This window comes from Sporosarcina sp. FA9 (assembly GCF_051550205.1).
In the GTDB taxonomy this organism is placed as follows: Bacteria; Bacillota; Bacilli; order Bacillales_A; family Planococcaceae; genus Sporosarcina.
This window is the reverse complement of record NZ_CP188819.1, coordinates 1,991,759-2,015,955: the sequence shown is the minus strand read 5'-3', so window position 1 is coordinate 2,015,955 and position 24,197 is coordinate 1,991,759. Positions and strand designations below refer to the sequence as shown.

Annotated in this window: 32 protein-coding genes; 30 read left to right on the top strand and 2 right to left on the bottom strand. The window is 39.9% G+C overall.

Annotation, left to right across the window (positions count from 1 at the left end):
• Positions 1–27 precede the first annotated feature (27 nt).
• From ACP8HH_RS09895 to ACP8HH_RS09820, 16 genes are all read left to right on the top strand, one after another.
• Entirely contained in the window at positions 28–5,016 is a 4,989-nt protein-coding gene (locus ACP8HH_RS09895; protein ID WP_438310794.1) for a tape measure protein, read from the top strand.
• Between the two features lie 14 nt (positions 5,017–5,030).
• A complete protein-coding gene (locus ACP8HH_RS09890) occupies positions 5,031–5,924 on the top strand; it encodes a phage tail family protein (protein ID WP_438310792.1) in 894 nt (297 codons plus the stop codon).
• A gap of 13 nt (positions 5,925–5,937) precedes the next feature.
• A complete protein-coding gene (locus ACP8HH_RS09885; RefSeq protein ID WP_438310790.1) occupies positions 5,938–6,582 on the top strand; it encodes a hypothetical protein in 645 nt (214 codons plus the stop codon).
• A gap of 10 nt (positions 6,583–6,592) precedes the next feature.
• Positions 6,593–9,412 (top strand): Gp37-like protein, encoded by a 2,820-nt coding sequence (locus ACP8HH_RS09880; protein WP_438310789.1) that lies wholly within the window; start codon positions 6,593–6,595, stop codon positions 9,410–9,412.
• A 12-nt stretch (positions 9,413–9,424) separates the two neighbouring features.
• On the top strand, positions 9,425–10,042 hold the full coding sequence (locus ACP8HH_RS09875; RefSeq protein WP_438310787.1) for a hypothetical protein: 618 nt from the start codon (positions 9,425–9,427) through the stop codon (positions 10,040–10,042).
• Positions 10,043–10,047: 5 nt separating this feature from the next.
• Positions 10,048–10,470: a hypothetical protein gene (locus ACP8HH_RS09870; protein WP_438310785.1), complete on the top strand. Its 423-nt coding sequence runs from the start codon at positions 10,048–10,050 to the stop codon at positions 10,468–10,470.
• Position 10,471: 1 nt separating this feature from the next.
• Positions 10,472–10,726, top strand: a complete 255-nt coding sequence (locus ACP8HH_RS09865; RefSeq protein ID WP_438310782.1) for a hypothetical protein — start codon at positions 10,472–10,474, stop codon at positions 10,724–10,726.
• Positions 10,727–10,968: 242 nt separating this feature from the next.
• On the top strand, positions 10,969–11,481 hold the full coding sequence (locus tag ACP8HH_RS09860) for a hypothetical protein (protein ID WP_438310780.1): 513 nt from the start codon (positions 10,969–10,971) through the stop codon (positions 11,479–11,481).
• Between the two features lie 51 nt (positions 11,482–11,532).
• A complete protein-coding gene (locus tag ACP8HH_RS09855; protein WP_438310778.1) occupies positions 11,533–12,258 on the top strand; it encodes a hypothetical protein in 726 nt (241 codons plus the stop codon).
• A 90-nt stretch (positions 12,259–12,348) separates the two neighbouring features.
• Entirely contained in the window at positions 12,349–12,633 is a 285-nt protein-coding gene (locus tag ACP8HH_RS09850) for a hypothetical protein (protein ID WP_438310776.1), read from the top strand.
• Positions 12,626–12,913: a hypothetical protein gene (locus ACP8HH_RS09845; protein WP_438310774.1), complete on the top strand. Its 288-nt coding sequence runs from the start codon at positions 12,626–12,628 to the stop codon at positions 12,911–12,913. The genes ACP8HH_RS09850 and ACP8HH_RS09845 overlap by 8 nt, the downstream gene beginning before the upstream one ends.
• Positions 12,910–13,275: a hypothetical protein gene (locus tag ACP8HH_RS09840; protein ID WP_438310772.1), complete on the top strand. Its 366-nt coding sequence runs from the start codon at positions 12,910–12,912 to the stop codon at positions 13,273–13,275. The genes ACP8HH_RS09845 and ACP8HH_RS09840 overlap by 4 nt, the downstream gene beginning before the upstream one ends.
• A complete protein-coding gene (locus ACP8HH_RS09835; RefSeq protein WP_438310770.1) occupies positions 13,265–13,990 on the top strand; it encodes a peptidoglycan DD-metalloendopeptidase family protein in 726 nt (241 codons plus the stop codon). The genes ACP8HH_RS09840 and ACP8HH_RS09835 overlap by 11 nt, the downstream gene beginning before the upstream one ends.
• Positions 13,991–14,162: 172 nt before the next feature.
• A complete protein-coding gene (locus ACP8HH_RS09830; RefSeq protein WP_438310768.1) occupies positions 14,163–14,531 on the top strand; it encodes a helix-turn-helix domain-containing protein in 369 nt (122 codons plus the stop codon).
• Positions 14,532–15,053, top strand: coding sequence for an ImmA/IrrE family metallo-endopeptidase (locus ACP8HH_RS09825; protein WP_438310766.1), 522 nt, complete (start codon positions 14,532–14,534; stop codon positions 15,051–15,053).
• 201 nt (positions 15,054–15,254) lie between these two features.
• The gene (locus ACP8HH_RS09820) at positions 15,255–15,413 is read left to right on the top strand and encodes a hypothetical protein (protein WP_438310763.1); all 159 of its coding nucleotides are present in this window, start codon (positions 15,255–15,257) and stop codon (positions 15,411–15,413) included.
• 99 nt (positions 15,414–15,512) lie between these two features.
• On the opposite strand, the gene ACP8HH_RS09815 is transcribed toward ACP8HH_RS09820, so the two are convergent.
• A complete protein-coding gene (locus tag ACP8HH_RS09815; protein ID WP_438310760.1) occupies positions 15,513–15,953 on the bottom strand; it encodes a hypothetical protein in 441 nt (146 codons plus the stop codon).
• A gap of 130 nt (positions 15,954–16,083) precedes the next feature.
• Here ACP8HH_RS09815 and ACP8HH_RS09810 point away from each other — a divergent pair, with 130 nt between their 5' ends.
• The 5 genes from ACP8HH_RS09810 (at position 16,084) to ACP8HH_RS09790 (ending at position 18,983) form a co-directional block, all read left to right on the top strand.
• Positions 16,084–16,305, top strand: a complete 222-nt coding sequence (locus ACP8HH_RS09810) for a transcriptional regulator (protein WP_438310758.1) — start codon at positions 16,084–16,086, stop codon at positions 16,303–16,305.
• On the top strand, positions 16,305–16,664 hold the full coding sequence (locus tag ACP8HH_RS09805) for a hypothetical protein (protein WP_438310756.1): 360 nt from the start codon (positions 16,305–16,307) through the stop codon (positions 16,662–16,664). Before ACP8HH_RS09810 ends, ACP8HH_RS09805 begins: the two co-directional genes overlap by 1 nt.
• Positions 16,665–16,685: 21 nt before the next feature.
• Positions 16,686–16,955 (top strand): YolD-like family protein, encoded by a 270-nt coding sequence (locus ACP8HH_RS09800; RefSeq protein WP_438310754.1) that lies wholly within the window; start codon positions 16,686–16,688, stop codon positions 16,953–16,955.
• Between the two features lie 113 nt (positions 16,956–17,068).
• On the top strand, positions 17,069–18,727 hold the full coding sequence (locus ACP8HH_RS09795) for an S-layer homology domain-containing protein (RefSeq protein ID WP_438310751.1): 1,659 nt from the start codon (positions 17,069–17,071) through the stop codon (positions 18,725–18,727).
• A gap of 16 nt (positions 18,728–18,743) precedes the next feature.
• A complete protein-coding gene (locus ACP8HH_RS09790) occupies positions 18,744–18,983 on the top strand; it encodes a DUF3006 family protein (protein WP_438310749.1) in 240 nt (79 codons plus the stop codon).
• A 44-nt stretch (positions 18,984–19,027) separates the two neighbouring features.
• Here ACP8HH_RS09790 and ACP8HH_RS09785 read toward each other — a convergent pair whose 3' ends face one another.
• The gene (locus tag ACP8HH_RS09785; RefSeq protein ID WP_438310747.1) at positions 19,028–19,636 is read right to left on the bottom strand and encodes a hypothetical protein; all 609 of its coding nucleotides are present in this window, start codon (positions 19,634–19,636) and stop codon (positions 19,028–19,030) included.
• A 165-nt stretch (positions 19,637–19,801) separates the two neighbouring features.
• Between ACP8HH_RS09785 and ACP8HH_RS09780 the strand changes: the two genes are divergently transcribed.
• From ACP8HH_RS09780 to comGF, 9 genes are all read left to right on the top strand, one after another.
• The gene (locus ACP8HH_RS09780; RefSeq protein ID WP_438310745.1) at positions 19,802–19,930 is read left to right on the top strand and encodes a hypothetical protein; all 129 of its coding nucleotides are present in this window, start codon (positions 19,802–19,804) and stop codon (positions 19,928–19,930) included.
• Positions 19,931–20,024: 94 nt separating this feature from the next.
• The gene (locus ACP8HH_RS09775) at positions 20,025–20,879 is read left to right on the top strand and encodes a ParM/StbA family protein (protein WP_438310742.1); all 855 of its coding nucleotides are present in this window, start codon (positions 20,025–20,027) and stop codon (positions 20,877–20,879) included.
• Complete coding sequence (locus ACP8HH_RS09770) at positions 20,876–21,133, top strand: hypothetical protein (RefSeq protein ID WP_438310740.1); 258 nt, start codon at positions 20,876–20,878, stop codon at positions 21,131–21,133. Before ACP8HH_RS09775 ends, ACP8HH_RS09770 begins: the two co-directional genes overlap by 4 nt.
• An 87-nt stretch (positions 21,134–21,220) precedes the next feature.
• On the top strand, positions 21,221–21,511 hold the full coding sequence (locus tag ACP8HH_RS09765; protein ID WP_438310738.1) for an ATPase, T2SS/T4P/T4SS family: 291 nt from the start codon (positions 21,221–21,223) through the stop codon (positions 21,509–21,511).
• A complete protein-coding gene (gene comGB, locus ACP8HH_RS09760; RefSeq protein ID WP_438310736.1) occupies positions 21,504–22,547 on the top strand; it encodes a competence type IV pilus assembly protein ComGB in 1,044 nt (347 codons plus the stop codon). Before ACP8HH_RS09765 ends, comGB begins: the two co-directional genes overlap by 8 nt.
• A 12-nt stretch (positions 22,548–22,559) precedes the next feature.
• Positions 22,560–22,898, top strand: a complete 339-nt coding sequence (gene comGC, locus ACP8HH_RS09755) for a competence type IV pilus major pilin ComGC (protein WP_438310735.1) — start codon at positions 22,560–22,562, stop codon at positions 22,896–22,898.
• A complete protein-coding gene (comGD, locus tag ACP8HH_RS09750; protein WP_438310733.1) occupies positions 22,891–23,325 on the top strand; it encodes a competence type IV pilus minor pilin ComGD in 435 nt (144 codons plus the stop codon). Before comGC ends, comGD begins: the two co-directional genes overlap by 8 nt.
• Positions 23,318–23,617, top strand: a complete 300-nt coding sequence (locus ACP8HH_RS09745; RefSeq protein ID WP_438310730.1) for a hypothetical protein — start codon at positions 23,318–23,320, stop codon at positions 23,615–23,617. Before comGD ends, ACP8HH_RS09745 begins: the two co-directional genes overlap by 8 nt.
• Positions 23,602–24,051: a competence type IV pilus minor pilin ComGF gene (gene comGF / locus ACP8HH_RS09740; RefSeq protein ID WP_438310727.1), complete on the top strand. Its 450-nt coding sequence runs from the start codon at positions 23,602–23,604 to the stop codon at positions 24,049–24,051. Before ACP8HH_RS09745 ends, comGF begins: the two co-directional genes overlap by 16 nt.
• Positions 24,052–24,197 lie beyond the last annotated feature (146 nt).

Sequence of the window (24,197 nt, the reverse complement as noted above, 5' to 3'; positions counted from 1 at the left end):
TTATGTCTTTTGGAAAGGAGGAATATTATGGCGGCAGATGGCCAAATCAGTATTGATATTACAGTTGACGGAACCCAAGTCACTGCGGCATCTACCGGATTAAATACCCTAGCCAGTAGTGCAAATGCGGCAGGGGGACAAACAGATGCATTAGGTCAACAAACCACTAAGGCGTCTATGAGTATTAAAGATATGGCAGTATCACTGGGACTGGTTGCAGTAGGAGCAAAAGCATTTAGCATATTGAAATCATCATTAGACAGTGCCATTTCTAGATTTGATACATTAGTAGGATTCCCTAGAATCATGGAACAAATGGGATTCAGTAGCGAACAGGCGACAAAATCACTTTCTAGAATGTCTGATGGAATTCAAGGACTCCCAACGACCCTTGATGGAATTGTAAAGAGTGCCCAAAACATAGCAATAATGACTAATGATTTAGATACAGCGACAGATACAGCATTAGCATTGAATAACGCATTTCTTGCGAGTGGATCAAGTTCCGCGGATGCAGAGCGTGGATTAACCCAGTATGTCCAAATGTTGTCCAAAGGATCCGTGGATATGATGTCGTGGAAAACTCTGCAAGAAACAATGGGCTATGCACTTAATGAGACAGCGGAGGCATTTGGATTTGCGGGAAAGTCGGCACAGAGAGACCTATACGCAGCCTTGAAAGATGGCGACATTACTTTTGAAACCTTTAACGCTAAAATAATTGAGTTGAGTAGCGGAGTTGGAGGATTTGCAGAAGTTGCATTGACAAGTAGCTCAGGAATTGCAACATCAATGCAGAACTTGAAAAACGCGGTAACGGTCGGAGTTGCAAACATGATTGTCTCATTTGATAATCTGTCAAAAGCGACAACGGGAAAAACTATTGCAGAAAATATGGACGGATTGAAAGTCGTTGTAAAGGCGGCATTTACAGTAATCGGAAAAGCTATTGAAGGAGCTGCCCCGATTGTAACAGTATTCGCAGCGACAATAACGGCATTAATTCCGGTTGTGAAAACGTTGACTCCGGTTATTCTCGGATTAACGGCGGCGTTCGCTACTTATGCAGTTATCCAGAAAGCAAGCACAATTATTGCGGCGGCAAATATTGCATTAAAAGCGGCTCAGGCTACAACTCTTGCCTTGACAGTTGCGACAAGTGCTAGAACAGCGGCACAGATCACGATGACTACCGTTGATAGAGCCGGAACAGCGGTAACCGTTGCACAAACAGGAGCGGTAACGCTCAGTACATTAGCAATCGGAGTAATGACGGGCAGTATTACGCTTGCGACAGCAGCCGTAGCGATAAAAACGACTGCAACTTTAGCGTGGGGTGCAGCAATTAAGTTTTTGATGGGTCCGATAGGTTGGATAATTGCAGGAATTGGTTTACTTGTTACAGGTGTCATTATGCTGGTTAAATGGTTCAATAAATCGACAGAAGAAGGCGAAAGACTGGGCGGGGTTACAGATGGTTTAACAGAGTCAACAAAGGCTTTAAATGACTCATTAGAAGGATCTTCCTCGGCCTATGAGAAGAATCTAGGAAACATTGAATCCACAGCGCATGCAAACACTGATTTAATTTCTAAGATTGAAGAATTATTAGCAGTGGAAGACAAATCAGGGGCTCAGAAAAAGGAATTGGAATCATATGTTGACTCACTTAATGGCTCGGTTGAGGGATTAAGTCTTGCGTATAGCAAAGAGGCCAACTCACTTAATCTAACATCGGAAGAAATTGCTAATAAAATAGCGTTAATGAAAGAGCAAGAAACACTCACAGCGAGTCAGGAACGATTCCTAGCAATATCTAAAGAACAATCAGAAGTAGATATGAAGCTAAAAGAAACTAATGAGCTCCGGCAAGAGTGGATCGAGAAACTTGAAGACGGATCTGTCAAGTCGAAAGAGTACAAGACTGCCATTGCAGAACTGGACGAGCAAGAGACTCAGTTGACAGGAACTATTGCAGATTTAGGGGCTCAACAACTAGATACAGAGAAACAGATTACAGCATCAATAGAAGCGGTTGCGAAGGCGACGAAAGAAAGCGTGACAGAACAAGTAGTTGCTTATGAGTTTTTAGAAGACAGTCAGAAAGATGTAGTCGATTCCCTGAAATCTACATGGGAAGATTACAAAAAGCAAGCGACAGATATGTTCGATAAGCTCAGCGAAAAATCGAAGACAACGGTTTCAGAAATGACTAAAAACCTTGAAGAAAACCAAAGAGTTATGACCAATTGGTCGAAAAACATTGCGACCCTTGCGAAACGTGGCATTGATGAAGGTTTATTAGATACGTTGAGGTCGGCAGGTCCTGAATCAGCAGGTCATGTAAAAGCATTAGTTAACTCGTCAGATGCCGAGTTAATGAAATTGAGTGATGCATTTGCAAAAGGTGGCGATGTCGCAACGAGTGCTTTGAGTAAGTCACTTGGAGATAATAGTGCCGAAGTTCTTGAAAAAGTCGGTCATATGGTCACTCAATCAGGAGCGACATTGACCCAGCAGATAGAAAAAGCTGACTTTGCCTCATTAGGTAAAGCTATGCCTGAAGGTACAGCAAAAGGCGTTGAAGAAGGAACAAAAGAAGTAACTGATGCCACAAGAAAAATGGCCGAAGATGCAGAGCAAGCGTTTAGAGATTCATTATTGATTAAAAGTCCATCTGGTGTATTCAAGAAAGACGGGGTCCACATAACCGAAGGGGTTTCAAAAGGCGTTGAAGAAGGAATTCCGAAAGTCGTTGCAACGATGAAGAAACTGCACACTGCAATGATTGAGCCGTTTGCAAACATTGCCGAAGAGTTCCAGAAAATCGGCGGATTTGCAGGAGATGGCTTGACGCTCGGATTGAAAAATAGTGAATCAAAAGTAATGGCAACAGCTAGGAATTTAGCGAATAACGTAGCTGCAACTATGAGGAGTGCCTTGGATACTCATTCACCTTCAAAGGTAACTACTGAAATTGGTGTAGATACAGGAACAGGGCTTGCGGTAGGTATGGAGTCTACCGAATCAGCCAATGAAAAAGCTATTCTCGGCTTGGTTAAAGTGATAACGAATACAGCCAAGAAGCACGTCGATGAAGTCGGTAAAATACTTGCCGAAGGCGCTAGGAGTGTAAGTGCTGAGGTTGCTGAAATTAACAAAAAGGCCGCAGAAGAATCGAAAAAGATTGAACAACGTGCAGCGGAAGATATTGCTTTAATTTATTCAAAAGCGAAGAAAGCAAAGCACGGAATGACGCAGGCCGAAAATATTCGTCTCCATCGTCTGGAAGAAGATTCGGCAGCGAAAGTTAATAAAATCAATGAGAAAGCGGCTGCTGATAGTGCAAAAGTTTTGGAGGGTTCTAATAAAAGTCGATTAAGTGATATCACTTCTTTCATTAGCAACAAAAAGAAATTAGAACAAATATCGCTCCAAGATGAAATAGCGATTTGGGCAGAATCTGTAAAGCGATTTAAAAAAGGCACAGATGAAAAACAAGAAGCCATGCTTGCGTTACGTGATGCAAAACGAGCTGTTGATCAAGAAATGTTGGATTCTGGTATTGCTTACATTGACGAAAAGAAAAGACTTGGGGAGATTTCCCTAGCCGACGAAATCAGATTACTAGACGAACTTAGCACACATTTCGCTGAACACTCCTTAAAATTTGAAACAATCCAGAAGCGAAAAGCACAAATCATTAAACAAGTAAATGATAATGTAACAAAAATTAATGAAAGCTATTCTTCAAAAATGATTGAAATAAACAAAACGATGGCTGACGGAATTGTAAAAGTTAATGAGGAACTTGCAGGTAAAACTAAGTCGATTAATGAGCGTTTGGTATCCGACACATTAAAAGCTAAAGAAGAATTGGCAAGTAAATCGCAAGCAATATCAGAAAGATTGATAGCGGATGAACTTCGTGTAAATGACGAACTTGCAAAAACTTCCGAAAGTCGATATAAAGATATACTTAACTCTTTTGGGATTTTCGATAAGTTTGATGCGGCCCCTAAACAGACAGGTGACGAGCTATTAGAAAACATGCAATCCCAAGTAGATGGCATTAAAAACTGGGAAGAAGAAATTACGAAGCTTTCCCATAAAGCAATTGACGAAGGCTTACTAGCGGAATTGCGAAAGATGGGACCGAAAGCACTTCCACAACTACTAGCTTTAAATTCAATGACGGAGGATCAGCTGACCAATTATTCTTCCTTATATCAAGAGAAATCAGCACTCGCTCGTAGTCAAGCTGAAAAAGAAATGGTGGGAATGAAAGCTGATACGCAACGGCGTTTGGAAGAGTTGCGTTCGGTGGCAAATGCGGAGTTGGCCCAATTAAATAACGACACATATGCCCGCATAAACGAAATGCGTCGAATCGCTGATGCTGAATTGGCGAATTTAAAAACAGATGCCTATAATCGTATTGCCGAAATGAGGACTACGGCTAATGAGCAACTAGATTTGATGAAAACTGAATGGGTTAAGGAAATCAGCAAAATCACAAAAGCCACTGACGATGAATTGAAGTCGTTGAAACAAATCGGGGTCAATGCCGGGAAAGGGTTACTCGACGGGCTCGCATCGATGGAATCTTCACTCGTAGCTAAAGCCCGTTCCATCGCCGAGAGTGTTAAATCAGCTATGGCATCGGCACTCGATATCCATTCCCCATCCCGTTGGACGCGTGACTATATAGCTGGGAACATGGCGCTTGGATTCATCTCCGGTATTGATAAAAACGAATCTAAAATTGTAAATGCTGCTATTCGTTTTGGTGAACTGATGAAGCCTGAACTAAGTGATATTACGATACCGAATGTCAATATCAGACCGTTTAATCCTACATTTGGCGGCGGGGGTGGAAGTGGCTCTTCATCTACTGACAATCGGAAAACGTTTGCACCGCAAATCACTAACCATTTTACACCTGCTGAATCGACACCGTCTGAATCGGCACGTAAAGAAAAACAAATGCTTCAACGTCTAGCTTTGGAATTCTAGGAAAGGGGGACATCATGATTAAACTAAATTTCACGAACACTAGAGGTCAAACAATAGAGCTATACAGTTCCCCTTTCCGGCTTTACAAGGTTGAAGGGTTGGGGGATGTCGAAGCTGATATCCAGATGCAAAAGTCACCATTTCAAGACGGTAGCACATACACAGATGCATTACTGATGGAGCGTTATATCACACTGGAATTAAAGATTGAGGGCAAAGACGAAGTGGAATTGGCGGTGAATAGACGTTTGTTATCAGGGACGTTCAATCCGAAGTTAGGACCTGGATTATTGCGATACACCGACAAAGGTGGCTCGAAAGAAATTATGGCGGTTGCGGAAGGAGTTCCGAGCTATCCAGATGGCAATACCGAAAGGGGAACGTGGTTTCAAAAGGCTTTGATATTCTTAGTCTGCCCCAACCCTTACTGGCGATCAGAAAACGAACACGTAGAACAACTAGTAACATTTAGCGGAGGATTAACTTTTCCTCTTATATTGCCAACCATTTTTGGCAATCAGAAATCTGATGCGAAGTCCAGAATCATTGTTAATGATGGGGATGCACCCACACCAATTGAAGTGACTTTTGAAGGGCCAGCGACTTCCCCGATTCGAATTGAAAATGAAACAACAGGGGAATTCATTGAAGTTGCACAGAATTTAGCGGCTGGCGAAAAGCTCTGGATCAGTACTGCATTTGGACGTAAAAAAGTTGAAAAGATTTCTGTCGATAGCACACGAACGAACGCTTTTAATTATATTTATATTGACCCAAGTGGAACAGGACCATCCAGTACGTTTTTTCAATTGGAGCCCGGTAATAATCTATTAACCTATTCCACTGGTGAAGATTATGAGAAAGCACCTGTCACCATTAAGTTTTATCCAAGATATTTAGCAGTTTAGAGAGGTGAATTAAATGGCAGAAGAATTTTTTATGTTTGATTCGGTGGACGCTGACCGCGAAGTAACAGCTGATGATTTTGCGAAATATTATCATGAGTTACTCACGAACGGTGTTTTTTATCGAAACAATTTACCATCTTTACAAGTGGTTAAGGGTACAGGGCTTGTATCCGCTGTCGAAATAGGTGCGGCATTTGTGGAAGGGTACTTGTATCGAAATACCGCGCAAATCAATTTAACGCACGCAACTGGTAACCCGTCTTTCCCTCGTATTGACCGTGTAGTCGTGCGACTGAATCGGAATATTGCTAATCGTGATATCCGTGTGGTAATCAAACAAGGGACGCCAGCGACTAACCCTTTACCGCCATCTGTTGAGCGTAACGATTTAATCTATGAATTAAGTCTCTCACAAGTAAGGGTGAACGCGGGAACTAACGTAATTGCGACTGTGATAGATGAACGATTAGATCAATCATTATGTGGAATTGTATCTAGTTTGGTTCAACCTCCAACAGACGTATATCAAGCTGAATGGGATGACTTCATCAGTTCCATCCAACTTGAAGCTCCAGCGTTAGGCGGTATGACTATCAGCGTCCAATCTACAGCCCCTACGAGTCCGAAAAACAAAGATATATGGATTGACACGAATTGAGGTGATATAAATGATTCGTATATTTACACAAGATTTTCAGTTTGTTACAGAAATCGACGCATACGAAAGTTTGATTTGGACAAGACGTTGGAGTAAGCAGGGTGAGTTCCAGATTGTCGTCAATCAGCACATGGAGAATGTGGATGAATTACTTGAAGGTCGCCTCGTCTCTGGTGGACCGAATAAGACGGGAATTATTGCCCACATTGAGGAATTAACGTCTGAAAGCGGGAAGGGTAGCGATCAGTTACTCGTTAAAGGCTATGACCTAAAAGGTTTAATGGGCAAACGTCTTACGTTGACACCAGAGTTGAACACTTATGATGCATTGACGGCTAATGCGGAAACAATCATGAAGCGCTTTGTAGATCGAAACGCGGTTAGTACAACATCAAATCGTGTCATTCCAAATCTATCAATTGAGCCAAATAAATCGCGCGGACCATCATTTTTTTATCAGACAAAATATAAAGAACTTAGTGCGGAACTTGAAAAGATAAGCACCGCAAGCGGTGTCGGATGGGACGTGCTTTTTGACGGTGACGGTTATATTTTTAATGTTGTAGAAGGTAAAGACTTAACCACATTACAAAACATTAATCCACCTGTTATCTTTTCCGCCGAATTTGATAATGTACGGGAACAGAAAATGATAGAAAGCTCTCTTGATTATCGAAACGTCGCTATCGTCGCCGGACAAGGAGAGGGCACAGAACGCGAGGTAATCCTAGTCGGTGATGCATCGGGCATGGATCGTAACGAAGTATTTATTGATGCTCGCGATATCGAAGAGGGTGGTAATCTACCAGACCGCGGTTTGCAAAAGCTGTCAGAATATGGGCGTGTGGAAGCATTTGAAACATCGGTGCTGACATACGGCCCATTTATTTTTGGTGAGGATTGGGACCTGGGCGATATTGTCACGGTTCAAAACGCTAAGAAAACACGTACAGCCCACGTCCGAGTATCAGAAGTTACAGAAGTCATCGAAGTTGGCGGTTATCAGCTTGACGTTGTTTTCGGACAACCGTTGCCCACGCTTATCGAAAAAATAAAGCGTGAACTAGACGAACCGGAAGTCAACGATGGTCGTGAGGGTGCGCCTGGACGGGATGGCTCAGATGGCGAAACAGGTATAGCCGGATACACGCCTGTAAAAGGCATTGACTACTTTGACGGGGAACGCGGGTTAACTGGCGAGCGTGGTGAAACCGGACTTCGTGGATTAACCGGAGAGCGCGGCGAGACAGGACCTCCAGGAGTTGATGGAGTTACGCCGATAAAAGGCGTTGACTACTTCGATGGTGAGCGTGGACTAACCGGGGAGACGGGGCTCCGAGGTATCCCCGGAATTGACGGCAAAACACCAATGAAGGGTGTTGACTATTTTGATGGCGAACGCGGGGAAATTGGAGTCCAAGGAAAGACTGGAATAGGATTACAATATGCTTGGAATGAAACGAGATTAGGTATTAAAAAGGAAGATCAACCCTCTTATGAATACGTCAATTTAAAAGGCGAACGTGGAGAGGTCGGACTCATGGGTCCACCTGGTTCTTCTCAATCCTATGTTTTATTTGAAAAAGAATACGTTTCAACCAATAACCAAACGTCATTTAGTTGGGCGGATGGATTCAACTTTCCGGTAGGAATTCGGGCAGTGGATTTATTCATCAACGGAAATCGACAACCCTTGACATCTTTTACAGAGCATCCGAACGGTAAGGGAATTACGCTTACTCAACCCTTGTCAGCTAATGAGTATATCTTGATTAGTGCGCAAATGGCTGTTGTTGATTTGCAAGGCCCAAAGGGTGAACAAGGGGAAAAAGGTGATACAGGAGGCGCTGGAGAAACAGGTTTGCGAGGGTTGATGGGCGAAATTGGACCTATCGGATTAACGGGACTAAAAGGTGATGATGGCGATCGTGGTATCCAAGGTGTAAAAGGTGCCGACGGTAAAACGTGGTATTCTACCACCGCTGTTCCTGCAAACTCGTTGGGCGTAATTGGTGATTTTCATGTAAATACGGCGACCTGGGATATCCGAGAAAAAACAGGCGCTTCTGTGTGGATTATTCGTGGGAATATAAAAGGTCCACAAGGCGATCAGGGAATCCGAGGATTGACAGGTGAGACTGGCGTAACGGGCACAACTGGATTAAATGGTGAGCAAGGCATCCAAGGTCCTAAAGGTGACAAGCCTAATCATCAATGGTCTGGAACGCAATTAAGGTTTGAAAATCCAACGGGGGTTTTTGGTAGTTACGTTGACTTAAAAGGTGCAAAGGGTGACCAGGGAATTCAAGGAATCCAAGGCGACCAAGGAATTCCGGGTGCGGCTGTCGCGGATAGTGTGGAGTGGGTTAAGGTTTTGAACAAGCCTACTGATTTAGAAACGACCACAGGTGCTCAGACCAAAGCTACTGCAGCACAAACGAATGCGACAAACTATGCCAATAGCAAAAATTGGTTGGCAAACTCAGATACAAGGAATAACGATAGCCCTCCGAGTTTTTATAGCAGTCGTAGAATTACTTATGAGTTTAAGTTTACCGCCACACTTGGAGTAACAGGAAAGACTTACTGTAAGTTAGAAACATTGAATCCTTGGACTTCTCATTTGAGTAATACGCATGTTCTTACACAAATTGCATATGTGGGCGAAGTTATATTTATACGTGAATCGACTTCGACTACAGCGTGGAGCGCTTGGAAACAGAACGAAACTACTGCCGACGCACAAGCCAAAATTGACAATTACAAACCCTACCACGCCGGAACCACAGCGCCAACAAACAGAAACTTAATCTGGATAGACACAAATTAAAGGAGTGATAATATGGCACAAGATAAATATTGGGACGGTACAAAGTGGGTGCCAATCTCTGCATCTTACGAAGAGTTTACGACGCATTTGGCGGAAGATGCGATAGATGCTCATAACGCAAAAAACATATCAATAATTGATTCTACCAATAAGTTCACTGCCACCGATGTTGAAGGTGCATTAAGTGAGCTTTTTCTATTTGCCAGTGATGGGAAGACAGCGGTAGCAAGTGCGATTACTGCAAAAGGTGTAGCGGCAAGCCCTTCCGATGCATTTCCGACATTGGCTACGAAAATTGGGCAAATTATTACTGAACCAGTAAGTGCCACCGGGACGGCAAACACTGGTTCAGTGAGTATACTCACTGTTTCAGGATTAAGCTTCCAACCTAGTAGAATTGAAATTCGCTACACATCAGATCCGTATAAACTTTTCACGCTTTATGATATAGGATTTTCTACAACAAAAACTGTGTTTTGCAATACAACAGAAGGAGTTGCAGGTGAAGCCACAATAAGTACGTACGCTGGTTACGTTAATAGTTCCGGATTCAAACTACCATTTCTTAATGGTACAGCGTTTCCAGGACAGGGAAGTAATTATCCCGTAACTTGGAAGGCAATTAAATAAGGGGGGTGGTAGCGTTGCAAATCGGAAAAAGAATTTACTTTGATGTTTTTACGGGAAACGTAATTGTTGATACAGGAGAACGACAAGGTGCAGTTTTCGAAACAACTTTAGCGCAAGATGTAATTATTTATACAGAATTAACCGAACGCAACCCGGAAATGTTTGGCGTACTCGAATTACCATTCGGAGCATATGCACAGGATTTTGCGGAGAGTAACGGATATCGTGTGAATGTAGAAACGAAAACATTAGAGTTTAGTTATCCCGACCCGAACGAACCGGAAGAACCACAACCGTATCAAGTGCCGTTGAGTATTGAGGTTGAGCAATTAAAGGTTGATTTAGGCAATGCGAAAACTCAATCTACACAAACAGACACGGTATTAATGGAGTTTATGAACTACTACTTTGAAAATGGAGGAATGTAAAATGGCAGTATTAGGATTTAGAACATCAAATTATGCGGTATGTATTTACGTCCACGGTACACAAAGAATTGCGAACATCCCGAGCGAGTACCACGAACCCGTGAAGCAGTATGCAGCAGAAAAGTATACAATTGAGTATTACGCAACGGATGATAACCGAACGAAACAATTAGATACGGCATTAGTGCATGGGTTTATTACAGCAGTTGAATATGATGAAACTATCGAGTATATGAATCCGCCACTTAGAAGATAATGGCGCTCTTGGACCATTATGCGTCGTAACGATAACACCCGTTGAGGTGTATTTTTTATGTCTTATTTAGATACATTATACAGATGAAAGGTGGTGACGCAGAATGAGTTGGTTAATAAATCATCCTCCTATGTTGCCGTTAATTTTTATGGGGTATTCGCTTTCACTCATTTCCATAATGTTTTATATGATTTGGAAAGATTATATAAAATGCTATACTTCTAAATAAAAGGGGTATGGTTATGAACTTGATATTAAACGTAGTTACACGTTTAGAATTCGATTGGCTTAAAGAAACAATGCAGATGTATCAGAACAATATTGACAATAATATCACCTGGTTTTATATGTCGCTAGGGATAGTCCTAGCGGTGTTAATATTAGGGTTAATTTATCTAGTTAAGACATCAGTAAGTATCGGGATTGAAAAAGGAATTGAACGAACACGGCAAAAGACCGAATTGCTGATCAAAGAATCTCAACAGTTTCATTTTGCGAAAGGAAGTTCAAATATAATTGATAACAAGATCCATATCTCCGGACTATCTGACTTTTCCAAGGAGAACATTGTAAGTGTTACTGTTATCACAAAACACGGTCAAATTTTAGAAAACAACAATATTATTATTAATGATGAGGGATTCCTCACGATTAATACTCATGGAATAAAGGAATTTCTCTATGTTCATTGGACAATTGTTTGGATTCCCACTAAATTATTCGAACCTCATGTAGACGATAAAATACTTGTATAAAGGATTCCTTCCTCTTTTGTCGAATGCTGGATGAGAGAGAGGGGTGTTGTAATGGAATACGTAACAAGTTTTAAACAGGCATTTTCAAAAATAGAAAAAGCTGCTCAATTCCACACAGTGGATAAAAATATTTCGGGGGTTTTTTACACTCTTTATGCAAGGTGTAAAAAGTTGATTTACGCTATAAATGTACTTAGGGAAACGGATGAGCCTGAAGTCAGTCATGTTGAAATCCTGCCGCTATTAAGAACATTTCTTGAGGGGTATTTTCATTTAAGTTATGTAATGAGTGAAGAGAATACAGAGAAAGTTAAAGAAGGATACGAACATTTAGCGGCTCACTGGCAATCCGTGACAGCTAAAAAGATGAGAGATTCAGATAGTCTCGGAGATTTAGGCGAGGACTTTGTTAGGGCTTATTCAGATAGAAAGAACATTCCTGTTGAATATGAATTCTTAAATAAACCGAAATCACTGGCTACTGTGACAGGGAGGTTAGGACTTTGGGAGAAAGACTATAATATATTAAATTCCTTCTTACATTTTAATCCGAGTATTCAGCATAATTACGGTAGTTATATTGAAGGGAAATTCATCTTCAATAGAAAAGATGACACGGATGCATTAAACGAAGAGGCGACCTATATCACAGTAGACAGAATGTCTTATTTACTTATTGCGGAGGTAACGTTATTTCTGAAAAATGATAATTTGGAGCAAGAAGTTATGGGATTATTAGAAGACTATCAAACAGCTGTTAATAACGGCAGAAAGTAGCAATCAATCTAAGGATTATTTGTATAACAAAACAGCAGAACGTCCACCCGGGCGTTCTTTTCATTTTATCAAAAATAAGGAGCTGATTGAATGCCGTTGGAAATCGGAATAATCGGGACTATTGTTGGTGCGTTGATTGGCTATTTCACGTTTCAACGAAATCGAGACAAGGAACTTCGCTCAAGCGCATCAGAGGATGCCATAGTACGCACTAAGCTAGACCATATCAGTGTAGGTGTCCATTCGATACAGTTGGATTTGGATAAGAGTTCTATGCGGATGTCCGAGGTGTCGGATCGCGTAATCCGTGTGGAGGAAAGTGCGAAACAAGCGCATAAACGAATTGATAAGATTGATGGTGGTCGCGTTGATTAAAATTTCACGAGTTAAACGCAAAGAAAAACCGCGTATGGAGTTTTCAAAGAAGATCCTTATAGCGATGTTTGCCATTACGCTTATTATTGTGGCATGTGCAATTGCTATGTCATACATGACGCAGACGACAGACGTTTATGCATATTTGATTCCATCAATTTTCGCAGAATTATCAGTAGGAACCGGTTTTTATTATTGGAAAGCTAAAAAAGAAAACGAAATAAAATTACGAGGTATTTACGGAATAGAAGAGAAAGAATCGGAGGATGAATTTTTATGAATATACTTATCGATTACTGGTACATCATTATAGCGTTAACCGTGCTGCTCACTTTTGTGGGCAGTATTATTTTTGCCTTTTTTAAGTCACCATCGGAAACACAACTACGAAAAGTAAAGGCTTGGCTCTTATTTGCAGTTACACAAGCAGAGGCAGAATTGGGTAGCGGCACTGGAAAATTAAAACTACGATATGTATATGACCTGTTTATAACGCGGTTTAAATGGATCTCATTAGTTATTAGTTTCGATGCTTTTGCCAACCTGGTACATGATGCATTGGATGAGATGCGGGATATGCTTAAAAATAATGAGGATGTACGTCTTTTAGTTTCGAGATTAGGTGATATAAATGTTAAATAGACCATGTGAAGGAAGAATTACTTCTCTATTTGCAATGAGGCTCCACCCAATTCATAAAAAGTATTTAATGCACTGGGGTATTGATATCGCTAAAACAGGAACGGTCCCGATCATCGCTGCAGCTAGTGGTAAAGTTACTTTTGCAAAGTTTACGAATGGGTACGGTAATACAGTCATGATTGAGCATCTGATAGGCGGTAAGTTGTATACGACCGTTTATGCCCATCTTGCATCAATTGCTGTCCGTCTAAACCAAACTGTAAATGTTGGTCAAGCCGTTGGGGCCATGGGTAATACTGGGGATTCGAAAGGTCAACATCTTCATTTTGAGGTCCACAATGGTGAATGGAATAATAAATTTACCAACGCTGTGAATCCACTCCTGTATATGATTGATCCCGACACTAAAGTTATCCAGCAGAAACTGATTAAAGCGGGATATAAAATAACAGCAGATGGTATCGCTGGACCTTTGACGGATAAGGCCATTCGAGAGTTTCAAAGGTCCAGTGGACTGGTTGTGGATGGGATTGCTGGAAAGGCGACTCATGCAGTCCTTGACAAAGTAAAAACGACTTCACCAATAAAGAGGGACACTAAGTTGGCTAAATACAGATTGATGACAGGTACATTCGCTACGAAAGCGGATGCGGAAAAAGCGGCAATAAGGTTGAAAAAGGAATTTGGCTGGGTTGTGTATGTTAAGGAAGCGTAATGCAAAAGGCGACTACTCATTAATTTGAGTAAGTCGCCTTTTTTATTTTTAATAGTTCCAGTATTACTTTATTTGATTTGTTAACTAAATCAACAAAAGTAGTTGATTTTAATAACAGTATGTGTTAATCTATAAATGTAGCAAACTTCTAATTAGAAAGGAGGAACCATCTATGTTGAATTCATTCGGTAAGTTTTGTAGAAAACTGCGAATTGACAAAGGTGAGCTGTTGAAGGACATGGCGACAAGGCTAGGAGTCACTTCCTCATATTTGTCCGCTGTTGAAAATGGCAAAAGAAATGTTCCTCGTAACTGGATTGAAAAAATTTCCGCAATGTATTCATTAAGTCCATTGGACATGAAAGAACTCGAACGCTCATTTGATGAGTCGAAAAAAGTAGTACAACTTGATTTTAATGGCTATAGCAGTGAGGAGAAAAACGACTTATTAGCTTTTGCACGGGAGTTTAAAGGGTTAAATGAAGACGATCGTGAAAAGATTAAGGACATCCTCCTAAAAAGCAAAAAAAGGAGAGATTGAATGACCCTGTATATTGCAAAACCTACTTCCAGAAAGAAAATAAGGGATCTTACAAATGTGTTAAGACGAGCAGCCGGACTGTATGACGAACCTTATTTTCCTGTTGTAGAATTTTTAGAGTTAGCAATGCCTGAACTTTTCACGGCTTTTGAATATGAAATAGTTTGCATTTCTGAAATGCCTAACGAGTACGGAGTTACGTATCCTGAGAAAAATAAAATTTGTATTCGGGAAGATGTTTACGAGAGGGCAATAGAAGGTGTGGAGAGGGATAGGTTTACTATAGCTCATGAAATTGGTCACTTTATTCTACACAAACCTGGAAATATTGTACTTGCAAGATTAGAAACAATTGAAGAGATACCCGCTTATAGACAGCCAGAATGGCAAGCAAACACTTTCGCTGGAGAGTTGCTTGCTCCACCCCAAATTATTAAGGGATTAAACTTAAATGAAATATCGTCAAAATGCGGTGTTTCATTACAGGTAGGCGGAATTCAATTGAAAAACATTGGAAAATAAGGAGGACAAGCTAATGGGAAGCAAAAAAAAGAGCCCTTGCAGAGGGCCCACATAAAAGTGTATGTAGTAATAGTGTCTGTCGCTACAACGTGTTAAACTTTGGCGAGTTTATACATACTGTAACACTATGAACGGTCCTTTGCAAGATATTAAAATGCGAAGGGAAATGATAAAATGTTAATTTGCAGACCATTTATAACTTTGAGGAACGGTAAACGATTATTTGCACACGAGAAAGGTTTAGAAGCGTTTTGTTTTGAAGTTACTCCTGAACAACACAAGGAGTACTTAGAGAAAAAAGAAAAAAAGAAAAATAAAGATAAAGATAAAGATAAAGATAAAGATAATAAAGAAAAATAATTTTTAAGGAACCCTTGCGACGGGGTTCTTTTTTATTTGCCTAGAATACGAACATGTAAAAAGAGACCTTCTCATTTATTTGAGTGATCGTCTATTTTATTAGGATTCCTCTTCCTCTTCATCGTCTTCATCTTCGTACCTAAATCCACGTTCAATTTCTATCCACGTTGGAACGCTTGCATCCCAATTGAATTCAGCTAAATTTCCTTTTGCTCTTAGCTCTTCAATTTTTTCTTTTGCATAGGCTTCGTCAACAAAGAATACTGCCCCTCCACGCATATAAGAAGGTTTTTCTTGTATGTACTCTACGAATAGTACATAAGCATGTTTGTCATCACACAACAGTTCTCTAAACTCGTAATTATACTCCCATGTGTGACCCTTAAATAGGTCATCGTCTACTTCTGGTGGTGTTGTCCATCTTCTAGTAGGAATCGGCCGGTTATTAAGGATAATTGCTTTTGGCGTACTCTCAAACTCCCTAAACTGCCCACCTTTTACAGCCAACACAAATTTGTCGCCACTCTCATATACCTTCATCTACTATTCGCACCCTTTCGCTACATATATTAAATACACGAAATATTTAATTATCTTCATTATATCATTATGAATTTATTTGCAAAGCGAACACTCATTCTGTATACTATAGAAAAGGAGGGGAACGAGTGTGCGTAATCAATTAATCAAATCCGTGGAGTACAACCAACCTCTAGACATGATGTACATGGCAAAAGACGGTTCTATCAGCAAGCGAAGAATCAAGGTGTTGCAGGTCGGTGAGGGTTCTTTCCGAGCATATTGTTTTCTTCGAAAATCCAGACGAACATTTATAATTGATAACGTTTTAGCACTTGTTCCTGTCATCCATCGAGAAAGCATGGTGATCTAATGCCTTTAATATCTGATGAGGCTATGCCGCATTTCGAAAACGCTATTTACTTTCCGTTATTAATAACAATTTTAGAAATAGATAAGGAAGCAATAGAAAAAGGACCATTTAAACTAAAAGGCCCGTATCTGAAACTTATTGATGGAGCATTAGAGTTAGTGCGTGCCGAACAAAAAGAATCAAATATATACATGCGTCGCAATAACATGAAAGTAATCAAAGGTAAAAGTGACGGTACGTTTACAGAATACGGTTTTTATAATGTTGGATATGAGGACCATAGACGTTACTTAAATGTCCGGTTACGAAACAGGACAGAAGAGTTAATGAGCGTGTTTTTTGATATGGTGGGAAATTAAAAATCTGAAAGGATGATAAAAATGACAGCAATTCCAAAACCCTCAACATCAAAAAAAGGTGGAGTAGTGAGCCCAAAGTTAACTGAAGAAGACTTCCTAGAAATTAGCGATAAAATAGGAGAAGCGATGGAACATAATAATGAAGTCGAAATCACAGTTTTCCATCAAAAAAGGCTAGAGAAGGTAAGCGGAATAATTACCAGTGCAGATTCGCAGACGGGGTTTCTGCTATTAAATGTTAATCACGATAGCGTGAGGATTAATATTAACAATATTGTAGGTGTGGACTAAAAAAACGACCAATCCGTTTATATGCGGAAAGGTCGTTTTGTTTGTCCAAATTTACAATAATAGAGGACTTCTTGACTATTTGCGGAATTATGTCAGATAGGAGGAGATATTATATGTTCAAAAGAATTATATTGTCGTTAATGACGATGATGTTGGTTATCGGGTTATTGCCTCATAAACAAGCATCAGCTAACACTTTTTCCGACGTTCCGACTTCACACGAATATTATCAAGAGATCATGTACCTACTTGATAAAGGCGTCATTTCAAGCGGTTCGAAGTATGGTGTGAATGACAAGGTAACTCGCCAAGAAGTTGCTGTGATGGTCAGCAAAGCTATTGGACTAGACGGAAAACAAGCTGCAACAAAGTTTCCAGATGTTCCAACCAGTAATGCATCGTCAGGTTATATTAATTCCGCTGTAAATGCCGGAATAATTAACGGGTATCCAGACGGTACATTTAAACCGGATGCTTTAGTAACTAGAGGGCACATGGCTGCATTCATTGCTCGTGGATTTAAGTTAAACGAAGAAGCGAACGTTACATTTAAAGACGTACCAAAAGGGTCTACTGCTTATGAGCCAATCCGAAAACTGGCCCATAAAAATATCACAACAGGATACGCAGACGGCACATTTAAGCCGAACGAAAACTTAAGCCGAGCTCACATTTCTGTGTTTCTTGCTCGTGCAATGGGATTTAAGAAAACAGTAGCAAAAGAAATGAAAGTACACTTTATTGACGTTGGCCAAGGTGATTCAATATTAATTCAATCACCAAATGGAGAAAACATACTAGTTGATGGTGGTACAAAATCGGCCGGATCACATGTTGTTGCTTTTTTAAAAAGTAAAGGTGTAAAAAAACTAAATTATGTAGTAGCGACACATCCAGATGCTGATCACATTGGTGGGCTAATTACTGTGCTAAACTCTATCCCTGTAGATAACTTTGTGAACAGTGGTCAAGCGCATACAACTCAAACATATGCAGAATTGTTAATGTTGGTTGATAGCAAAAATATAAAATACATCGAGCCAAAAAAAGCTGATATTATGTTAGGAAGCTGGACTTCTGATTTTTATCTACAGGTATTATATGTAGACTCATTGGCGTCAAATAGCAACGATGCTTCTATTGTAATCAAAACAGGTTATAAAGAAGTAGATTTTCTATTAATGGGTGACGCCGGTATAGATATCGAAAATTATTTAATGACAACTTATGATGATATTTCGGCAGATATATTAAAAGCGGGACACCACGGGTCGAATACAAGTAGTTCAACTAATTTCATCAATTCCGTGAATCCATCTACGACCCTTTTAAGTTATGGAAAAGATAACTCTTATGGTCATCCACATGGAGATGTAGTTAATCGATTAGATGCGGTTGGATCTAAAATCTATTCAACCGCTCAATCTGGCGATATTACAGTTACGACAAACGGTACTACTCATTCAGTTTCGGCTAAACCATGGACGGCTAACGTGACTCCAAAGCCGGTACCAAAACCAGAAGCAAAACCCGAGCCTAAGCCGGATCCAAAACCCGACCCGAAACCAGATTCCAGTGTAGGTTATCCAATCAACATCAATACCGCAAGTTACGAGCGTTTGCAAGAAATTACAGGAGTTGGACCGGTAATAGCGCAACGCATTATTGATTACCGCAAATCACGTCCCTTTACGTCAAAAGCACAACTCAAAAACGTCAAAGGTATTGGTGAAGTAACTTATCAAAAGATGGTTAATCAAATATCTATATAATTTAAGGGGTGTTTGCATGAAATATACACTTGATCAAATTACAGACGGGCAATATGTATTTCTTGAATATCCAGAGGAAACGAATCAATTAATAATTCCAGAAAATGAAATCACCGAAAAATTGTCCGAAGGCGATATTGTAAATATCGATAAAGTTGACTCCGGATATGAAATTATTGTTTTAAAAGAAGAAACCGAAGATATGAAAGATAAAATAACTAACTTGCTTGAAAAATTGAAAAATAAAAATATGTAATGAAAAAGTCGCCTATTAACCGGGCGACTTTTTTGTATTAAGCCTCACTTTTTCCAACTGTTGACCACGAAAGTTGAAACCGTATCCTGTATTTTTTCTGCACCTACCCGAACTTCTTCAAATAAGTGTGATAGCAGGTAAGACCAGGACAATTCTTCTTGATACGGATTATTCGTGTTAATAAATTTTAGTACCTTTTTCAATTCCTTCATTTTTTCCTCACTCACGTGTTCATCCATATACCTTTTTGCAAAGTCATTAATAATATCCGGATCTTGCATGCTCGCTTCTAGCAAAAGAGCACACGCGAGTGACGGCGTGCATCCACCAAGCGCGGTAGCAAGTTCATATATATTGTTGTAATCCTCTTTTTTAAATCTAATCGATACCCTACCAGTGGCACCGGCTGCTAAACGTCTGTTATATCGGTTCCGTTTCGAGTCGCCGATAAACACTGTATTATTCAATCTCAAGTTCGTTACAAAATTTCTAGATAAATAAGTGATAACTTTCTTTTGTTGGATCCCATGATTGCAAATGTCTTCAGCGACACTCATAACGGGTAAATCAGTAATTTGTGATAATCGATAAATTGCGTTTTTGTGATTTAGCATTATTGACGGTTTGATATCTGTTTTTTTATCGGACCTCACTTTCCTCTTTCCGCTCAGTTTAACCGCTCCTTTTTCTCGAATAATCGTTTGAACACTGTCCTAGTGTGCCGGGGATAATCTAGTATATGACGGTGGGGAAGAGGGTATGTATAAAGATTCGTAGAATACTCCATAATGATAAATAAACGAGGGGAAGGATGAAAAATGACCGAAAAAACAAAGATGTCGAAGGAAGAAGCAGCTGAACTGGCAAAAAGAATGATTGAAAACGGGAAAAAGTACGGTTTACCGGCCAAGAAGCTAAAAAGTAAGAAGATAATTCATAAAGATTAACCGGATCCCATAGAATGTATTACAACCGTATTACTCGTTGGAGATAATTCATCAACCTGTAGTACGCACGTAATACCAATATGGAGGGAAAACATTGAGTAAGCTGCTACTTGGGGTTGATGCGGGGAATTTCATGGCGAAAACAGCGGGACCTTACGGCGTCGATTCGTACCGTACGGCAATATGCGATTGGTTCCAGCGGGATTTCGTAGAGTCTTTCGGAAGTGATGATATGGAGTTTGAGGTTGACGGAAAAAAGGGGTATGCGGGATCTATTGCGGAGCATGAAGACGTATTCGGCGGTACGGGAATGTACGGAGACACCAAGGCGCATGCGGACACCAAGATTCGTGTGTTGCTTGCACTATACAGATATATTAATAGGTATTGTCCCGGACTCGATACAGTCAGTATTGTAACTGGTCAGCCGATCACTTCACATAACGAAACAGAAAAGCGGAAACTAATCGACATGCTGCAAGGTGGCCATGAATTTTCCGTCAACAATAAAAAACAATATGTTTATATAGAAGAGATCGGAATTGCAGCAGAGGGCAGCGGTGCTTTTTGGAGCAATCCGCAAATGGGGAAAGTGCGGATCATTGACGTTGGAAGTGGCACCGTGAATGTTGCTACTATTATTGACAAGAAAATCATTAACAACGCAAGCGAAACATTTAATTTCGGAATGGAAACGGTTAATCGAGGACTTGATTCAGTTGCAACTGGAATCATTCGGGCGACAACGAAATTAAGATGGGAGCGTAATGACATTGTGCTTGTTTGTGGCGGTGTTGCCAAAGACATACTACCTTATATCCAAACGCATTATCCAAACGCTCAAATCATTCAGCCGTTGCTCCATAAGATCAATGGCATAGAGATTGTGGGTCCGGTATTTGCGAACGCTATTGGAAATTACGAACTATCGAAGTTGAACTTCGGATGAGCAAGAATAAACGAGTGGTCGGCCAAGTGAGTTTTAGCAAAGTGGATAGATTCGAAAAAGAATTGTGGGAGTGGGCAACAAAGGAAGAGCACGGAGAGTTCAGTCCATTTATTAAACGAGTGCTTGTGGAGGCGCGTGAACGAGAACGTAAGTATTCAATGATTAAAGTGGTCGAGGGAAAAATGGGGATAGTTGAATATGCGGACCCTGTAAACGTAAATGAAGATAAAGAAGCGGCGAAGGGGTTTTTATAAACAAAACGAAAACAGCCACCTACTCAACGAGGAGTAAGGGCTGTTTTTCTGCTTGGTAAGTGTTCTACTAACTAGACAGGGCACCTTGTGTTTTCTACAGTCCATTCAAAAGATCCTGCTGGGAGTTTTCATAGAATGTTAGATTTTGGTGTTTCGCCAGAGGAATTGAGACAAACGATTGTTTGTATTGCGGCCCAACGATTAGTTCGTAATTCTAAGGGTAAAATGGGAGCGGTTTTTGAAATTATTACAGGTTCTTTATTGGACAAGATGGCAGATGCAATTATTAGAGGTGAGCGAGTCGTATTTCCATATGACCTTCAAATTGAAACACTTGTTCAAAAATACAGTCAGCCTCCTCATGAAGTAAATGGTTAGATCTGCCAGAAAAAGAAACCAATCGCTTCTTTATCGTCCGGAATTTTTATTAAGACTTTCGGTGTTGTTAAAGGAAGGCTATACATTTCACGAAGCAATTCGACTTTTATTGCCACATCATATGAAAGAGTATAATGACGTTCTTTTGAAGATTGACGAGGAATTCAGAAAAGGTTTTGGAGTAACTCATATTCTAACGTTACTCGGTTTCCATTCAAATACATTATTACCGATTGTCATTGCTGAAGTTGATGGACGTCTTGCAGATGCATTTATAAGCATGGGAAATCAATTGAAAAAGATCGAAACTGCCAAGGAGAAATTAAAAAAGTTGTTAGCATATCCAATAGTTTTGTTTGTTTTTATAACATTACTACTGCTGGCTTTTCGCAAATACTTTCTTCCCAATATGGAAGCGCTCGTTTTGTCGAGGAAAAATGAGGAGGACGGATTTCTATCAGCTTTACCTATGTTGGTCGTAAAAATACCTGATTTAATTTTTGGTGTAGGAATTTTCCTCGGGTTAATCTGTTTTTCTTGTTACTATCTTTATAAAAAGCTTGAACCTAAGAATAAAATTCGTTTCATTATAGGGATTCCTATAATAGGGACTCTATTTTCAACATTGAAAACACGGGCTTTTGCAAGCGAGTTGGGTAGTTTATTAGAGTCGGGGTTACCACTACAGAGTGCACTCGATGTATTGATTTTGCAAAGATTAGATTTAGTGCTGAGTGAAATTTCTAAGAATGTGAAGAAGTATGTAATTTACGGTGAGCCATTCCACTCTGCTGTTGGCTTGGTAGAAGGTTTAACGAAACAGTTTTCTTCATTTGCACAACATGGTGCAGATAGTGGTCATTTGCCGAAGGAGTTAATTATTTATAGTGAACAGTTAGATGAAATGATCGATCGCCGTCTGGCTTCAGGATTAGCGATGCTTCAGCCTTTATTATTCAGTATAATTGCAATTTGTATATTAGCTGCATATGTCGCATTGCTGTTACCTGTTTACGGGCTTATTGATAAAATGTGAAAGGAGAAAATTATGAATCATTTTAAAAACCAACGTGGATTTACACTAATAGAAATGATGATCGTATTGCTTATAATCTCTGTATTGATCTTGATTGCGATACCGAATGTAACGAAACATTCAAAATCAATCGATGAAAAGGGGTGCCTTGCATATATAGCAATGGTTCAAGGGCAAGTTCAAGCTTATAAAATGGATGAGAAAAATATACCGAGTCTAGAAAATCTTGTTACAGCTAAATATCTTCCTGATAAGCCTAAATGTCCTGATGGAAGTGTAATCCTTATAGATGACCTTGGTAAAGTGACTGCGGAGCGGTACGAGCTGCCAGGTGATCAAGACGATGGCTAACAGAGAATCAGGGTTTACATTCCTGGAACTTATTTTAGTCTTAGCTATTATGTCAATCCTGACGGTGATCATTATTCCATTAGGAGATAAATGGATACAAAAGAAAACGGAAGCAGATGCGATTCAATCTTTAATACTTGAAATCCAAAGCGTTCAGAGCTACGCAATTGCGAACAACTCTTACACATGGTTGTCTTTTAACAATGGCGGTAAGGAATACATCTCATTTGCATCGCCAAAACATAGGTTATCTGAAAAAACCTTTCCTGATGGAATAAACATGTTAATAGATAGTTCTTTAGGAACCATTGGATTTACTGGTAGCGGCAGGATTAGCAAACTCGGAACAGTAACACTGAAGACGCCTTCTGGTCTGGTTCAATTACGATTCCAATTTGAACATGGAAGGGTGATTGTTGGTGAATGAAAAGGGATATTCCTGGCCAGAGGCAATGCTAACATTAACAATTGTTCTTATTATTTTTGGGACGTTGCTTCCCTTAGCTACAAAAACTACAGCAGCTATTCATACTAAAAAACAATTGATGCGAGCGGCTGAAACTGCGTATCATGGATCTATTCTATTCAAAGCATATGGAATCGACTCTGGTACTCATACAATTGATGATTTAAATTACAATTGGAAGATTGGCGGGAATTTTGTTTGTGTGAGTTATTTAGTTATTGACAAGGAGGAGGAAAAATGTCTCGATTACTGAAGCCTTTCAATCAATCTGGATACACGCTAATTGAAAGCTTGTTTCATTTGATAATTTCGGCAATTTTCCTTCAACTATTTGTGTTGTTTTTCTTTTGGAAAGCCCCTATCGAAGCAACATATTCGGATGTCAATTCTATGGAGTGGGAGTTATTTGCAATTGATTTACAAAAATTACTAGTTGAAGTGCAAGAAATCGAAACAATCTCTGGGAATATGGGCATTCAGTTTTTGACTGGCGATAACAGTATACGAGTTGAAAAAAGTTCAAGTGTCATTCGGAAAAGGACAAATCAAGTTGGACATGTTCCGCTGCTAACTGGTATTCAATCTGTCATATTTTCACTCACTGAAATAAATTTAATTGTGCATGTAATTATGCAGGACGGCACTCAAAGAGAGAGGAGCTTCGCGGTTGGAGACTATTCGGAATGAAAATGGTGCTGTTTTAGCTGGAGCTATAATTTTATTATTTTTCGTTACCCTCTTTCTTTTCTCTATCGTTTCATGGCATGATAGTCTATATAGAATATTCGACTCGCTGGAATTGTATTACGAAAACGAAACGATAAGGACAATGA

Bases quoted from the DNA above. Each gene is read 5' to 3' on its own strand.
- ACP8HH_RS09895 (WP_438310794.1), top strand. From the start codon at position 28: ATGGCGGCAGATGGCCAAATCAGTATTGATATTACAGTTGACGGAACC.
- ACP8HH_RS09890 (WP_438310792.1), top strand. From the start codon at position 5,031: ATGATTAAACTAAATTTCACGAACACTAGAGGTCAAACAATAGAGCTA.
- ACP8HH_RS09885 (WP_438310790.1), top strand. From the start codon at position 5,938: ATGGCAGAAGAATTTTTTATGTTTGATTCGGTGGACGCTGACCGCGAA.
- ACP8HH_RS09880 (WP_438310789.1), top strand. From the start codon at position 6,593: ATGATTCGTATATTTACACAAGATTTTCAGTTTGTTACAGAAATCGAC.
- ACP8HH_RS09875 (WP_438310787.1), top strand. From the start codon at position 9,425: ATGGCACAAGATAAATATTGGGACGGTACAAAGTGGGTGCCAATCTCT.
- ACP8HH_RS09865 (WP_438310782.1), top strand. From the start codon at position 10,472: ATGGCAGTATTAGGATTTAGAACATCAAATTATGCGGTATGTATTTAC.
- ACP8HH_RS09860 (WP_438310780.1), top strand. From the start codon at position 10,969: ATGAACTTGATATTAAACGTAGTTACACGTTTAGAATTCGATTGGCTT.
- ACP8HH_RS09855 (WP_438310778.1), top strand. From the start codon at position 11,533: ATGGAATACGTAACAAGTTTTAAACAGGCATTTTCAAAAATAGAAAAA.
- ACP8HH_RS09850 (WP_438310776.1), top strand. From the start codon at position 12,349: ATGCCGTTGGAAATCGGAATAATCGGGACTATTGTTGGTGCGTTGATT.
- ACP8HH_RS09840 (WP_438310772.1), top strand. From the start codon at position 12,910: ATGAATATACTTATCGATTACTGGTACATCATTATAGCGTTAACCGTG.
- ACP8HH_RS09835 (WP_438310770.1), top strand. From the start codon at position 13,265: ATGTTAAATAGACCATGTGAAGGAAGAATTACTTCTCTATTTGCAATG.
- ACP8HH_RS09830 (WP_438310768.1), top strand. From the start codon at position 14,163: ATGTTGAATTCATTCGGTAAGTTTTGTAGAAAACTGCGAATTGACAAA.
- ACP8HH_RS09825 (WP_438310766.1), top strand. From the start codon at position 14,532: ATGACCCTGTATATTGCAAAACCTACTTCCAGAAAGAAAATAAGGGAT.
- ACP8HH_RS09815 (WP_438310760.1), bottom strand. From the start codon at position 15,953: ATGAAGGTATATGAGAGTGGCGACAAATTTGTGTTGGCTGTAAAAGGT.
- ACP8HH_RS09805 (WP_438310756.1), top strand. From the start codon at position 16,305: ATGCCTTTAATATCTGATGAGGCTATGCCGCATTTCGAAAACGCTATT.
- ACP8HH_RS09800 (WP_438310754.1), top strand. From the start codon at position 16,686: ATGACAGCAATTCCAAAACCCTCAACATCAAAAAAAGGTGGAGTAGTG.
- ACP8HH_RS09795 (WP_438310751.1), top strand. From the start codon at position 17,069: ATGTTCAAAAGAATTATATTGTCGTTAATGACGATGATGTTGGTTATC.
- ACP8HH_RS09790 (WP_438310749.1), top strand. From the start codon at position 18,744: ATGAAATATACACTTGATCAAATTACAGACGGGCAATATGTATTTCTT.
- ACP8HH_RS09780 (WP_438310745.1), top strand. From the start codon at position 19,802: ATGACCGAAAAAACAAAGATGTCGAAGGAAGAAGCAGCTGAACTGGCA.
- ACP8HH_RS09770 (WP_438310740.1), top strand. From the start codon at position 20,876: ATGAGCAAGAATAAACGAGTGGTCGGCCAAGTGAGTTTTAGCAAAGTG.
- comGB (WP_438310736.1), top strand. From the start codon at position 21,504: ATGGTTAGATCTGCCAGAAAAAGAAACCAATCGCTTCTTTATCGTCCG.
- comGC (WP_438310735.1), top strand. From the start codon at position 22,560: ATGAATCATTTTAAAAACCAACGTGGATTTACACTAATAGAAATGATG.
- comGD (WP_438310733.1), top strand. From the start codon at position 22,891: ATGGCTAACAGAGAATCAGGGTTTACATTCCTGGAACTTATTTTAGTC.
- comGF (WP_438310727.1), top strand. From the start codon at position 23,602: ATGTCTCGATTACTGAAGCCTTTCAATCAATCTGGATACACGCTAATT.